Genomic DNA, 14019 nt, shown 5'->3' on the forward strand with positions numbered 1-14019 from the left:
AATGTTTAAGACGCAAGTCCCTCCTAGAGGAAACCACGCTTCTGCCACCATCCGCCCTTCTTGGGCTTCGGAGCTTCGTCGCCGTTGGTCACCGAGGTAACGACCGGTTCGGATGTGCTGACATTGGACGACCGATTGGCGCGCACCGGCTTTTCGGCACTGGCGTCACTTACGGCCTCTGGCTCGCTCGCAACTTCAGGAGCAGGCGCTTCGACCGCAGGCTCTGGCGCAGAGACGTCCTGAGCAGGTGCTGCTGCCGGCTCTTCCGAGGTGGGGGAGGCGGCGACAGGCTCGGCAGCAGCCGGTGCTTCGACAACCACAGCCTCAGGCACAGCAGCAGGTTCCGCTATCGTTTCGACGCTGTCGGCGGCTTCGGTTTTGGCTGACGCTTTCGGCTTGCGAGCCCGGCGTGGCTTGGCAGCCACTGGCTCATCAGCTTTCACGGCTTCTGTCGCTGGGACATTGACCTCAACACTGTCGGCGACTGCTTCGGACTGAGCCGCAACAACGGCGACAACCTGATCGGTGTCGGCTTCCGCCGACTCTTCAGCAGAGTCGTCATCTTCGGCAGTGTCATTGCCTTCGGCATCGGCGCTGACGCCATTTTCATCGCGACCGCGACGTCCACCGCGTTTGCCGCGACGGCGGCGCTTGCGGCGCTGGCTTTCGCTGTTGCCGTCTTCAGACGCTTCGGAGGCCTCGACGCTATCGTCACGGTCTTCTGCCGTATCTTCGGCGTCGTCCTCGCCTTCGCTATCGTCGTCGCCTTCGTCACCGCTGGCAGCGTTCTGCTGTCCATCGGCATGGCCATTGCCATTCTTTCCACGGCGCCGACGGCGGCGCTTGCGCTTGCGATTACCGTCTTCGGCGGCGTTTGCTGCGGCATTGCCACTTGATGCGGGCTGTGCCTGAACAGGAGCCTCGACGACGTCCTCGTCATCCTCTTCCTCGATCTCGATGATCGGATCGTCCTCTTCCGGCTCACTGATCAGCGGCAGCAAGGTTTCGATGCGGACGGGATTGGCAACAGGCTCGCCCTTGTCGATGGCGAAATGCTGGTGGCCGACGCTGGCATCCGAGTCGATGATGATCGACACGCCGAAGCGGTTTTCATAATCGACAATCGAGCCGCGCTTGTGGTTGAGCAGATAAAGCGCCGTTTCCGGCAGGGTACGCACGGTAATGTCGTGTGTGGTGCTTTTCAGCAGATATTCTTCGACGCCGCGCAGCACATGCAGGGCAACGGAGGACTGCGAGCGGATCAGGCCCGTGCCGGAGCAATGCTGGCAGACCTGGGTGGTCGATTCCAACACGCTGGCGCGAATGCGCTGACGCGACATTTCCAGCAGACCGAAATGAGAAATACGTCCGACCTGAATACGGGCGCGGTCGTTTTTCAGGCAATCCTTCAGCTTCTTCTCGACAGAGCGGTTGTTGCGCTTCTCTTCCATGTCGATGAAGTCGATGACGATCAGACCGGCAAGGTCACGCAGGCGCAACTGGCGGGCCACTTCTTCCGCGGCTTCCAGATTGGTTTGCAGCGCCGTGTCTTCGATGGAATATTCGCGGGTCGAACGACCCGAGTTCACGTCGATGGACACCAGCGCTTCGGTCTGGTTGATGATGATATACCCACCGGACTTCAGCGTCACCTGCGGCTGCAACATCCGGTCCAGTTGCGCCTCGATGCCGGAGCGCGAGAAGATCGGGTGAATGTCGCGGTAGGGCTGAACCACTTTGGCATGGCTCGGCATCAGCATTTTCATGAAGTCTTTCGCTTCACGATAGCCTTCTTCGCCTGATACCACGATCTCGCTGATATCCTTGTTGTAAAGATCGCGGATCGAGCGCTTGATCAGCGAGCCTTCCTCATAGACGAGGCAAGGTGCGGTGGAATTCAGCGTCAGGGTGCGAACGTTTTCCCAGAGACGCATCAGATATTCGAAATCGCGCTTGACCTCGACTTTGGTGCGATTGGCGCCTGCGGTGCGCAGGATAACGCCCATGCCCAGCGGCACTTCCAGATCGCGAGCCACTTCCTTCAACCGCTTGCGGTCGGCGGGGTTGGTAATCTTGCGGGAAATGCCGCCGCCGCGGGCCGTATTTGGCATCAGAACAGAATAGCGGCCTGCCAGAGACAGATATGTGGTCAGCGCAGCACCCTTGTTGCCACGTTCTTCCTTGGCAACCTGGACCAGCAGGATCTGGCGGCGCTTGATAACTTCCTGGATGCGATATTGCTTGCGCGGCGTGCGGCGCACCCGGTCAGGAACCTCTTCCATGGCGTCTTCGGCGCCAACGGATTCGATTTCTTCCTTTTCGCCGTCATCATCATCGTCGTCGTCATCATCGTCATGACGATGGCGGCTATCGGTTTCTTCGGAGATCGAGTCCGTGTCGACCATGGCGGCCATGCTGCCATTGCTCGATCCGTCATCCGGTGTCTCGTCACTTTCGACGGCGACCGGTTCTGCGGAGGCTTCATCGGCACTGGCTTCAACATCGCCTGCCTTCTTGCGGGGCTTGCGCGGACGGCGTGCCTTGGGCTTGGCTGCGGCCTCAGGGGTTGCCTCGTCCGCTTGCTGCTCAGCCGGTACTGCTTCGGATTGCGGCGAATCTGTTGTTTCTGCCGGTTGCTCGGCTGTGGTTTGCGCGTGATCGTCATCGGCCTGGTTGACAGCGAGACCAGCGACTTCTTCGGCTTCATTGGCGAATTCGGCCGGATCGGCAATCACCGGCTGGTCGCGTTCGCCGGGATCTCTGCTGCGCACCGGCTCGAAATCGCCGTCGTCGTGACGTCCGTGCTCTTCGGCTTCAGCCTTCAGCAGGGCCTGACGATCGGCAAGCGGAATCTGATAATAATCGGGATGGATTTCTGCAAAAGCCAGGAAGCCGTGGCGATTGCCGCCGTAATCGACGAAGGCGGCCTGCAAGGAAGGCTCGACCCGTGTGACTTTGGCCAGATAGATGTTGCCGCGGATCTGTTTCTTATGCTGGGATTCAAAATCGAATTCTTCGATCCTGTTACCGCGAACGACAACGACGCGCGTCTCTTCTTCGTGAGACGCATCGATTAGCATTTTGTCTGCCATGTAAGCTCTGCTCCTCGGCGCGACCGGTGGCGAGCAATGCCGCAGGCCTGGTGCCAAGCGGGGCTGATCTCGTGAGCGATGCGCCGGATATCGGTGCTCTCGTCTGCGGTATCTTTCCTGGCAGCAGTCCGTCAGCGTTCAGGGCATCAAAGGCCCCAAGGCGGACAACATTGGACAAAGGCTGCTGCAACGACATCAAATACCAAAACAAAAGCGACAATGACAAAGGCCTCTTGATAAGGCCCAATGAATGCTCAAAAGAGCGTTTGGCGGTTTCCCGCCCTGTTATTTTGCCGGAGATTCCGGCTGGACGATTCAGTTTCGGGACAAAAATGCCTTGGCGGCGGATGAAAAATCAGACAAATGGCGCCAGGTCCGTTATTGGTTGGCAGCCGTCGGATGACTCTATCCCGTCGACAATTTTAACCCTTATTTCTGTTGTATGTCGTCTGTGTCACATTGGCAAGCGGCAAAGCCTGCCCTGCCATAATATTGATAAGACCAATAGATTAGAATTGTTGCACTTGCGCGCGCCGATGAGGAATGATGGATAGTCGGTATGCGCGCTCCGGTTTACGGTTAGGATCGCATCATGTGCCGCCGGTGGTTGTAATTTCCAGTTGCCAGTCGGTCCGGTCGTTTGGGCAGGGTTGAAGGATGGGTGTGAATGATCGGGACTTTTAAAGCGTGAGTGAAATGGTGTCGCGGCATGGACGGATGGTGCGTTCAACGATGGAAAGCATGAGGCAAGGCAAGCGGCCTGGCGTGGCGATCCTGTGGCTATTGGCCTGTATTGTCTCGGGTTTCGCGCCTGCAAAAGCCTTTTCGGCGGATCGTCTCGCCGCGTTTGCAGCCCGGGTTGCCGGTGACGATGCCCGCACCCGTATCGTCATGGATTTCGACCAGAAGCCGGAAACGACCGTGCGCTATATCGGCAATCCGGATCGCATCGTCGTCGATCTGCCAGCCACCGTCTTTGCCTTTCCAGCCGATGCACTGGTGGCGCGCGGCCTGTTTCGGGATATCCGTTTCGGCTCCATCGACGCCACCCATTCCCGTATCGTGCTGACGACGGCACGCCCTGCCAAACTCGTCCTGACAGACATTCGTCAGAACGACGAGGGGCAGGGGTTTCGGCTGATTCTCGATGCGGAGATGACCGATAATGACACATTTTCCAAACTGGTCGCTTCCCAGGCCTGGGAGGCCGATGCCTACAACAATGGCAAGAGCCCGCGCATAGAACAGGCGGCACCAGCGACGGATGGCGAGTTTCTGATTGCCGTCGATGCCGGCCATGGCGGTATCGATACCGGGGCCACAGGCAAGACCACCAATACGCCGGAAAAAACTGTGACGCTTGGCTTTGCCCGGGCGCTGGCTGCCGAGCTTAACCGGCAAAAGGGCGTCAAGGCCTTCCTGACCCGCGATGGCGATACGTTTCTTTCCCTGTCGCAGCGTGTGACGCTGGCGCGGCAGAAGGGCGCAAACCTGTTTATTTCGCTGCATGCCGATATGCTGGGCCAGGCCAATATTCGCGGCGCAACCGTTTATACCATTTCAGACAAGGCATCCGACCATCTTGCTGAGGCGGCAGCGGCGCGTGAAAACCAATCGGACGAGGTTGGTGGTGTCGATGCGAGCGCCGAACCGCAGGAGGTTTCCGATATCCTGGCTGATCTCACCCGGCGCGAGACCCAGGCCTTTTCCATCGCCATGGCCAAATCGGTGGTGACGTCGTTCGACGGGCAAATCAACCTGATCAACAATCCGCATCGCTTTGCCGGATTCCGGGTGTTGCAGGCCCAGGATGTGCCGTCGGTGCTGCTCGAACTTGGGTTTCTGTCCAACAAGGAAGACGAGAAGCTCTTGCTCGATCCGGCCTGGCGCGGCAAAGTGGTGAAACTGATCGCCGAGGCGGTGAAGAAATATCGCCAGCCGCTTGTTGCCAAAGGTGGTTGACGCTCGGGACGCCAAACCGCGATACATTTTGGCTGGAAATGTTCTAAAGGCAAAGCCTGGTGTTTACTGTGAATGTCTCTGCGTGTGCCGATCTATCGAAGAGTAATGCGGAAACATGAAAGTTGATCGCGATGGCTGTGTGTAACAGGGGCGAGGCCCTATTTTACGCACATTGTCACAACAACACCAGGAAACACCCGGGCGGTGGTGTTCAATGCGCCTCCCGACTTGTAATTGGTGGCGTCGTATGCAAAACGCCACGATATAAGCGATGCTTGACATACAGGCGTATGCGAACCGAAAGCGATTGCCGGTAGCTTCACGATGATAAGACTGATTGGATATCTCTTCGGATTGGCTTCCGTTGCCGCGCTTGCCGCGGCGGCCGCTGCTGCCATCTATCTGACGACCATTACCAAGGATCTGCCTGATTATGAGGTGTTGAGCCGGTATGCGCCGCCCGTGATGACCCGCGTCCATGCCGGTAACGGCGCGCTGATTGCCGAATATGCCCATGAACGGCGGTTGTTCATGCCGATCCAGGCCATTCCCGATCGTGTAAAGGCGGCGTTCCTGTCGGCGGAAGACAAGAATTTCTACACCCATCCCGGGGTTGATATCTGGGGCCTTGGCCGCGCCATCCTGGTAAACTTGCAGAATTTCGGCTCCGGTCGCCGTCCTGTCGGCGCTTCGACCATCACCCAACAGGTCGCCAAGAACTTTCTTCTGTCTTCCGACCAGACCATGGACCGCAAGATCAAGGAGGCCATTCTCTCCTTCCGCATCGAGCAAGCCTATTCCAAGGACAAGATCCTCGAGCTTTATCTGAACGAGATTTTCTTCGGCCTGAATTCCTATGGTATCGCTGCTGCGGCTTTGACCTATTTCGACAAGCCTGTTACCGAACTGACCATTGCCGAAACCGCCTACCTTGCCTCGCTGCCTAAAGGCCCGGCCAATTACCATCCCTACCGCCATACCCAGGCTGCTATCGAGCGCCGCAATTGGGTTATCGACCGGCTGGTAGAAAACGGCTTCGTCAGCCAGGCCGATGGTGAGGCGGCCAAGAAGGAAGATCTGGGCGTCAACCTGCGGCGCGGTGGCGGCAATGTTTTTGCCTCGGATTATTTCTCCGAAGAAGTCCGCCGTCAGATTATCGATAAATACGGCACCAAGTCCCTTTATGAAGGTGGGCTTTCGGTTCGCACCTCGCTCGATCCCGAGCTACAGGTCGCCGCCCGCAAGGCGCTTCAGGATGGTTTGCTGAGCTATGACGAACGGCGCGGCTATCGCGGTCCGATCACCCATATTGAAATGGGGTCTGACTGGGGCGTTCCGCTAGCCGATGTGGCAAGCCTTGCCGACGTGCCGGAATGGGAAGTCGCGGTCGTGCTTTCGACCTCCAAGACCGAGGTGCAGATCGGCCTGAAACCGGATCGTGACGGCGCGGGCAAAGTGGTGCCCGAGCGTCTGACTGGCACCATCAAGGCTGATGCCATGGACTGGGCCTATCGGTCGGGACGCGGTGACCGCAAGACGGCCAAATCGCCTGACGGTGTCTTGCAGCCCGGTGACGTGGTCTATGCCGAAAAGATCGGCGCCGATACCTCCACGAATTATCGCCTGCGGCAGCCGCCGAAAGTCCAAGGCGGTTTCGTTGCCATGGACCCGCATACGGGTCGTGTTCTGGCACTGGTTGGCGGCTTCTCCTACGCCCAATCGGAATTCAACCGCGCGACACAGGCCATGCGTCAGCCGGGTTCGTCCTTCAAGCCGTTCGTTTATGCGGCGGCGCTGGATAGCGGCTATACACCGGCTTCCGTCGTGCTCGATGCTCCGGTGGAATTCGTGTCCGGTGGCGAGGTCTGGCGGCCGCAGAACGATGGCGGCGGCTCCATCGGTCCGGCGACGCTGCGCTTTGCCATCGAGCATTCGCGCAATCTTATGACGGTGCGCCTGGCCAATGACATGGGCATGAATCTGGTGGCCGAATATGCCGAACGCTTCGGCATTTACGATCACATGCAGCCCGTGCTGGCTATGTCGCTCGGGGCAGGTGAAACCACAGTCATGCGCATGGTTTCCGCCTATGCGGTGATTGCCAATGGCGGCAAGCAGATCAAGCCGACCCTGATCGACCGGATCCAGGACCGCTACGGCAAGACGATCTTCAAGCATGAAGAGCGGATCTGCGAAGGCTGCAATGCGGACGAATGGCACAATCAGGATGAGCCGGTTCTGGCCGATAACCGGTTGCAGGTGCTTGATCCGATGACCTCCTATCAGATCACCTCGATGATGCAGGGTGTTATCCAGCGCGGCACCGCTTATGGCAAGATCAAGCTGGACCGCGACGTGGCGGGCAAGACCGGCACCACCAACGACGCCAAGGATACCTGGTTCGTCGGCTTCACCCCGAATATCGTCGCCGGTGTTTATATCGGTTACGACAATCCGACCCCAATGGGCCGGGGTGCGACGGGTGGCTCGATGTCGGCACCGGTGTTTAATGAATTCATGCAGACCGCAGTGAAGGGCACACCGCCCAGCAAGTTCAAGGTGCCTGACGGTATGCAGATGATTGCTGTCAACCGCAAGACCGGCATGGCGGCGGTCGAGGGCGATCCGGATACGATTGTCGAGGCCTTCAAGCCCGGCACCGGCCCGGCCGACAGCCTCTCGGTCATTGGCATGGACAGCAATATGCAGCCGGACGAGATCATGAAAAGCTCGCCGCAGGTCAATCAGGCCGTTCAGTCTGGGACGCCCGGCCTGTTTTAATAGAACGATCAAGCGTGTAGCGATGCCCCGGACTTTACTTCCGGGGCATCGGCAATTATGGACCGGGCACGATATCGAAAAACCAGATTCCGAGAAAAGGACCCATGCGTAACGAAATCGAAAATGTCGTCGACGAAATCAAGCAGGCCATAAGCCTGCTGAGGAGGCATCTTTAACTGGGATCAGGCGGTAAGACGACTGGACTGGTTGAATAACAAGGCTGAGGACCCCAACCTCTGGAACGACGCGGCTGAGGCCCAGAAGCTGATGCGCGAGCGCCAGCAGCTGGAAGACAGCATTGCCGGCGTGCGCCGTCTTGAACAGCAGATGAAGGATAATATCGAGCTGATCGAGATGGGTGAGGAAGAGGGCGACGAGAGCATCGTCAAGGAGGCAGAGGAAGGCCTGAAAGCCCTTAAAGCCGAATCTGGTAAATTGCAGGTTGAAGCCATGCTGTCCGGCGAAGCCGATGGCAATGACACCTATGTCGAAGTACATTCCGGTGCTGGCGGCACGGAAAGCCAGGACTGGGCCAACATGCTGCTGCGCATGTATACCCGCTGGGCTGAGCGCAATGGCTTCAAGGTGGAATTGCTGGAAGTGCATGACGGCGAAGAAGCTGGCATCAAGTCGGCCACCATTCTGGTCAAGGGCCATAATGCCTATGGTTGGATGAAGACCGAATCGGGCGTGCATCGCCTGGTGCGCATTTCGCCTTATGATAGCAATGCGCGGCGCCATACCTCGTTTTCCTCCATCTGGGTCTATCCGGTGGTGGATGATTCGATTCAGATCGACATCAACGAAAGCGATTGCCGTATCGATACCTACCGCTCCTCCGGTGCAGGCGGTCAGCACGTCAACACCACCGACTCGGCAGTGCGCATCACCCATATTCCAAGTGGGATTGCGGTCTCGTGTCAGCAGGAACGGTCTCAGCATAAGAACAAGGCCAAGGCCTGGGACATGTTGCGCGCCCGTCTCTACGAAGTCGAGCTGAAGAAACGCGAGGAAGCGGCCAATGCTGAGGCTGCCTCCAAGACCGATATCGGCTGGGGTCACCAGATTCGTTCCTACGTGTTGCAGCCCTATCAGTTGGTCAAGGATCTCCGCACTGGCGTCGAAAGTACGGCGCCAGACGATGTCCTGAACGGCGACATAAGCCCGTTCATGGAGGCCGCACTCGCCCATCGCATTAGCGGTAGTGCTGATTCGGTTTCCGATATCGACTGATGTCGGGCCAGGTTTGGCGGTTCTTGTGCCGCGCCTCTTGCATGCAGTGAAATGCAAACCGTCTGAGTTTCTGTTCAGGCGGTTTTTTTGTATAATGATTTTCGGATCGCGAGCAAAAGGGAAGTACCTCATGCCGACATGGACTGAAATCGTTAAAGCCAATGTCGAGCACTATGGTGATCTGGTCGCAGGAATTGACCCAGCGCTTGGCGATGTCCCCGCACTCTTCGAGAATGGCGATGGCTGCTGGATCGAAGACTATGTGGACTTTCTTCTCGATACGATCGAGGGACATGTTGGCTTCGTCAAGTTCCAGTCGGCTTACTTCGAGGCTTGCGGCATCAAAGGCTTGAAGGCTCTGTCGATGGGCATGGCACGCGCGCGGGCGGCGGGCATTGGCGTTATACTCGATGCAAAGCGCGGCGATATCGGCGCAACAGCCTCAGCCTATGCGAGGGCTTATCTGGTTCCCGGCGCTGAAGGGGGGAGCGGTGACTTCGAGGCGGATTGCCTGACCGTCAATCCGCTGATGGGACCCGACACGCTTGCCCCCTTTGTCGAGGCGGCGCAGGCGCATGGCAAAGGCCTGTTTGTCCTCTGCCGCACGTCCAATCCGGGCGCAGGCTGGTTACAGGACAAGATGACAGGCAACCAGCTTATCTCGGACCGGCTGGCTGGGCTGATCGGTGGTTTTATCCCTGACACGATTGCGGACGGTGATCTCAGTGCCATTGGGGCGGTCATCGGCGCGACGGTTCCTGCGGAAGGCCGCCGCCTTAGGCAATTTATGCCCCGTTCGATCATTCTTGCACCAGGATTGGGTGCGCAAGGCGCTGATCCGCTGGCCATCCACTCCTTGCGCGGAACCGTTCCCGGTGATTTGTTGGTGCCTGTGTCCCGTGGCCTGACGAAGGTCGAAGACAGAAGCCTTTCCCTGAGCGCGTATGCCGAGTTGATCCTTGGCAGGCTGGACAGTTTCAAGCAGTCCATTGCCTATAATTACAGCCAGCCACGGGCCAGAGCGATTTGATGTTATTCAGTGGCTCTCGCGCTCGACCTGGATTTCACCGAATTCATCGACAACCACCGTCCAGCTTTCCGGATCGTTCGAGCGGGCGTCTTGCTTCAGATAGACGGTTGCCGAAAGACCGAAACCGCGATTGACCCCGGAGGGATCTTCGCTGCGAATATCGGTGACATAGGCATGCAGATCGGTGATTTCCTGCAATTCGACGGTGTCGACAATCTGTGATCCTTGATCGGCAACGGACATCTGGCTGAGGAAAACCTTGGCGGTGCGATCCGGCTGGCGCAGGGCGTAGAGCCGGTAATAACCGCGCCGCGTCCCGTCCTTGCTTGCGTCGATGACGCCAGGGCTTTTGACGATGCCGGTGCTGTTTGCCGTGCCGGGATCCTCCCAATAGCCACCGCTGATTAGGAATGTCACAGCTGATGGTACCGTTTCGGCTTCCTGTGCCAAGGCGCTAGCGTTCGTGAACAAGAAGGGGAGGGTGCAGACCGTCAGCGCCACGGCAAAAGCGGTGGCGGATGCTGAAAAATCCAGGCGTCCCTTCATCTGCATCGGTTCACTCCGGCTTACGCCCCTTGTGCTGTACAATATGTTTCAATTGGCGAATTGCTCGGCGAGGATTCGTTCCGACCAGGAATGATCGGGATCTGACAATATCCGCGCGGTAATATCCTTGGCCTGTTCGATCTGGACGGTGAGCACCGACTTGACCTCGATATTGTCGGCGACGGCATTCACTGGGCGCTTTCGTTCTTCGAGAACCTCGATCGTCACCGTGACCCGGTCGGGAAGCAAGGCACCGCGCCAGCGCCGGGGCCGAAACGGGCAGACGGGTGTAAGCGCCAGCAAGGGCGCATCGAGCGGTAGAATCGGCCCATGGGCGGAAAGATTATAGGCGGTGGAGCCGACCGGCGTCGCCACCATCAACCCATCGCAGATCAACTCATCGAGGCGCTCCTGGCCGTCGATCAGTACCCTTAATTTCGCCGCCTGATAGGATTGTCGTAGCAGCGAGACCTCGTTGATGGCAAGCGCGACGGTTTGCGTGCCGTCTTCGCTGAGCGCGGTCATTTTCAGGGGATGAAAATCATTCTCGGTGGCGATGGCGATTCGCTCCGGGAGGTCTTCAATCCGGTAATCATTCATCAGGAAGCCGACGCTTCCTCGGTTCATGCCATAGATCAGCCGCCCGGAATTCATGGTGTCATGCAGGTTTTGCAGCATGAAGCCATCGCCGCCCAGCACAACCAACACATCGGCGTCTTCGGGAGGCGTGTAGCCATAGGTTCGAATCAGCTCTTCGCGGGATGCAAGTGCCTCCGGAGTGTTCGTTGCGACGAAAGAAAGCGACCGGAAGGAACGCGCCATGCGAAAAAACCTGTTGGAAAGGGCCTTCTTCGTACATGATAAGTCCGGCCCGTGCCAAGGATTTTCCTGTTGTCGAAAGCTTTGGATATCCAGCTGTGTCTGGACAAAGCGATCGGTCTCCCGGCAATCAAGACCTACGCCAACCAAATGAATTTTGGCCACTGTCGCCCAAAGCTTTTTGACAATTGCCTCTTTACAGCGAACGAAAATCTGGTAGTCAGACGCCACTGCCCTTGTAGCTCAGTTGGTAGAGCACCTGATTTGTAATCAGGGGGTCGCGGGTTCGAATCCTGCCGGGGGCACCATTTTTTCACATCAATTCCATCGTTTAAACTGCCGCTCCTAGGATCGGCGTCGCGACGGCTTTCGTCAAATTCCGCCGGGTGCGATAAACGCGAAATATGCCCAGGCAAGCGCGAAAGCCGCGACAACACAGAGAACGACCACCAGTTTGCGCAATCCCGGGCGCGGTTGTTTCGGCGGTACGGGTTTTCTGAATTTTATGACATTGTCGCTCATGGGTGCCTCCTCTCATGGCTCTGATTCAGCCATGCATGATTGGCGGCATTTATTTCACGCAAAGCTTGCGGCATGGTTACGATGAGCCAGAAAATCGGTGGATGCAAAAGCCAGCGACTGCCTTGAACCGGATGGCATTGCCTCGCAATCGATGCAAAAAAAATATCCCCGCCGCTTCACAATGCGCCGGGGAGAGTATTCCAAGAGAGTTGTCAGGCCATTCCAGCAGGGTCGCCGATTGGCAGCAACGGCGGGCTCGGCACCGGATCATTCGGATTTTTGGTGTCGCCCTGATCCTGGATTGGCGGTTTTACCGCGCCATCCTGTTTGCGATCTGGAATGCCGGGGGTGCCCTGCGGGCCGCGCGGTGCGCCTTCTGGTCTTTCAGGAATTGTGGTTGGCATGGTTATCCTCCTTCTTCTGTTCAGAAGGACAACCATAGGGCTGGGCATTGGTTCCGAAGATTTTGACGTCTCGCCAAATGTCAAACGTACCGCGATGATATCAGCAAGCCGTATTGGCGTATGACCGGGCGGGAATGATAGGCTCTGCCTCAGAGGCACTATTCTCTGGGCAGCATTCCTGGAAAGACTTGGGAGATGGTCGGTTCCAAGGTCGAGGACATTGGAACCGACGCAGTGATGTCAGCTTTTGCGCAGCAGGAATTGGCGTGAAGCATACAAGGCGATAGCCGCCGCATTCGACACATTCAGCGATTTGATCTCGCCGGGCATGTCGAGCCGCGCCAGTGCGTTGACCGTGTCACGCGTTTTCTGGCGCAGGCCCTTGCCTTCGGAACCCAGCACCAACGCCAGTTTTTCGCCACTGAATGTCTCTTCCAGCGGGCGTGGCCCTTCCGAATCGAGCCCGATCGACACGAAGCCGAGCTTATGCAACTCACCCAGCGCATCGGCGAGATTGGTGATCTGGATATAGGGAATCAATTCCAGCGCACCTGAGGCAGATTTTGCCAGCACGCCCGATTCGGTCGGGCTGTGGCGCATGGTGGTGATCACCGCGCCAGCACCGAACGCGACGGCGGTGCGCATGATTGCCCCGACATTATGCGGATCGGTCACCTGGTCCAGCACCAGCAACAGTGGACTTTCCTTCAGCGCTTCAAGACGGCGAGGCGGCAGCGGCCGGGTTTCCAGCATGACGCCCTGGTGAATGGCTTCCGGCCCCAGATGCTTGTCGAGATCCTGCGGCGTGACGATTTCCACAGGAAAGGGCAGGGCGTCGACCGGGCCGATTTCCAGCCGTACCAGCGCATTCTGGGTCAGCGACAGCTTGATCGGCTTGCGTTCGGGATTGTTGAGGGCGGCACGCACCGTATGCAGGCCGTATAAAAATACCTGATCGGGGGCGATTGGCGGCGGTGTCCAATCGGCGTTGGACTTGCGCCGCTTTTGCGGTTGCGGGGTGGGAATCTCACCGCGTTCACGCTTTGCATCCCGCACCTGACGGCGCAAAGTTGCATAGTGGCTATCGCGGTCGGACGTGTCGTTTGGGTTATCTTTGCTCATGGCGCCTTATAGCGGGCTTGCGTGCCAGGGGATAGAGACCCCCGGTTTGCCGGGATGCCCGAACGAGGAAAAAACATGAAAATTTTCCACAGAAGGCGTGTTGACATCTCCGTTTCGGGCCGTCATATAGCCGCCACGGAACGCGGTGAGCCAAGCTTGAAAGCGAAGTTCAACGCACCGGGATAGTAAGCTTGGTTGCTTGATCCGGTCGAAATACTGGAGGGATGCCCGAGTGGTTAAAGGGGACGGACTGTAAATCCGTTGGCTCAGCCTACGTTGGTTCAAATCCAACTCCCTCCACCATTTCGACACCTGGATCTAAAACCGCCGCGGGTATAGCTCAATGGTAGAGCAGCAGCCTTCCAAGCTGAATACGCGGGTTCGATTCCCGCTACCCGCTCCAGTTTCCATAGTCTCTTTCAGTTTATCTTCAGCCGTTTTCCGATTTGCGATCTGTGCCGTTATCACGCGCATTTGCAGGAATTGCGCTGGTGGACACCCTCGGAAA

General features: G+C 57.8%; 11 protein-coding genes and 3 tRNA genes. 8 read left to right on the plus strand and 6 right to left on the minus strand.

What is annotated here, in order from left to right; all coding sequences use genetic code 11:
* Positions 1-23 precede the first annotated feature (23 nt).
* Entirely contained in the window at positions 24-3092 is a 3069-nt protein-coding gene (locus ASB66_RS11805) for a ribonuclease E/G (protein WP_060715721.1), read from the minus strand.
* Positions 3093-3118: 26 nt separating this feature from the next.
* On the opposite strand from ASB66_RS11805, the gene ASB66_RS26065 reads away from it, so the two are divergent.
* From ASB66_RS26065 to pyrF, 5 genes are all read left to right on the plus strand, one after another.
* Positions 3119-3646 carry a hypothetical protein gene (locus tag ASB66_RS26065; RefSeq protein WP_141748755.1) on the plus strand — a complete coding sequence of 176 codons (528 nt, stop codon included), beginning with the start codon at positions 3119-3121 and terminating at the stop codon, positions 3644-3646.
* A gap of 178 nt (positions 3647-3824) precedes the next feature.
* Positions 3825-5054: an N-acetylmuramoyl-L-alanine amidase gene (locus tag ASB66_RS11810; protein WP_234612443.1), complete on the plus strand. Its 1230-nt coding sequence runs from the start codon at positions 3825-3827 to the stop codon at positions 5052-5054.
* Between the two features lie 324 nt (positions 5055-5378).
* Positions 5379-7835 (plus strand): penicillin-binding protein 1A, encoded by a 2457-nt coding sequence (locus ASB66_RS11815; protein ID WP_060715720.1) that lies wholly within the window; start codon positions 5379-5381, stop codon positions 7833-7835.
* A 104-nt stretch (positions 7836-7939) separates the two neighbouring features.
* Positions 7940-9068 (plus strand): peptide chain release factor 2 gene (gene prfB, locus ASB66_RS11820; protein ID WP_114386556.1). Its coding sequence is split into 2 segments (ribosomal slippage): positions 7940-8008 and positions 8010-9068, totalling 1128 coding nucleotides; the frame shifts between segments, so codons are not numbered across the junction.
* 130 nt (positions 9069-9198) lie between these two features.
* Positions 9199-10098: an orotidine-5'-phosphate decarboxylase gene (gene pyrF / locus ASB66_RS11825; RefSeq protein ID WP_060715718.1), complete on the plus strand. Its 900-nt coding sequence runs from the start codon at positions 9199-9201 to the stop codon at positions 10096-10098.
* Between the two features lie 6 nt (positions 10099-10104).
* Here the strand turns inward: pyrF and ASB66_RS11830 are convergent, their stop codons facing one another.
* Positions 10105-10650: a hypothetical protein gene (locus tag ASB66_RS11830; RefSeq protein WP_060715717.1), complete on the minus strand. Its 546-nt coding sequence runs from the start codon at positions 10648-10650 to the stop codon at positions 10105-10107.
* A gap of 42 nt (positions 10651-10692) precedes the next feature.
* Entirely contained in the window at positions 10693-11466 is a 774-nt protein-coding gene (locus tag ASB66_RS11835; RefSeq protein ID WP_060716008.1) for an NAD kinase, read from the minus strand.
* Between the two features lie 229 nt (positions 11467-11695).
* On the opposite strand from ASB66_RS11835, the gene ASB66_RS11840 reads away from it, so the two are divergent.
* Positions 11696-11771 (plus strand) — tRNA-Thr (locus ASB66_RS11840).
* 64 nt (positions 11772-11835) lie between these two features.
* On the opposite strand, the gene ASB66_RS26475 is transcribed toward ASB66_RS11840, so the two are convergent.
* The 3 genes from ASB66_RS26475 to rlmB form a co-directional block, all read right to left on the minus strand.
* Entirely contained in the window at positions 11836-11985 is a 150-nt protein-coding gene (locus ASB66_RS26475) for a hypothetical protein (protein WP_171430950.1), read from the minus strand.
* A gap of 212 nt (positions 11986-12197) precedes the next feature.
* Complete coding sequence (locus tag ASB66_RS11845; RefSeq protein WP_060715716.1) at positions 12198-12389, minus strand: hypothetical protein; 192 nt, start codon at positions 12387-12389, stop codon at positions 12198-12200.
* A gap of 240 nt (positions 12390-12629) precedes the next feature.
* Complete coding sequence (rlmB, locus tag ASB66_RS11850; RefSeq protein ID WP_060715715.1) at positions 12630-13511, minus strand: 23S rRNA (guanosine(2251)-2'-O)-methyltransferase RlmB; 882 nt, start codon at positions 13509-13511, stop codon at positions 12630-12632.
* Positions 13512-13729: 218 nt separating this feature from the next.
* On the opposite strand from rlmB, the gene ASB66_RS11855 reads away from it, so the two are divergent.
* Positions 13730-13814 (plus strand) — tRNA-Tyr (locus ASB66_RS11855).
* 26 nt (positions 13815-13840) lie between these two features.
* Positions 13841-13914: transfer RNA gene (locus ASB66_RS11860), tRNA-Gly, on the plus strand.
* Positions 13915-14019 lie beyond the last annotated feature (105 nt).

The sequence above is a fragment of the Gillisella vitis genome, from assembly GCF_001541345.2.
GTDB lineage: Bacteria > Pseudomonadota > Alphaproteobacteria > Rhizobiales > Rhizobiaceae > Allorhizobium > Allorhizobium vitis.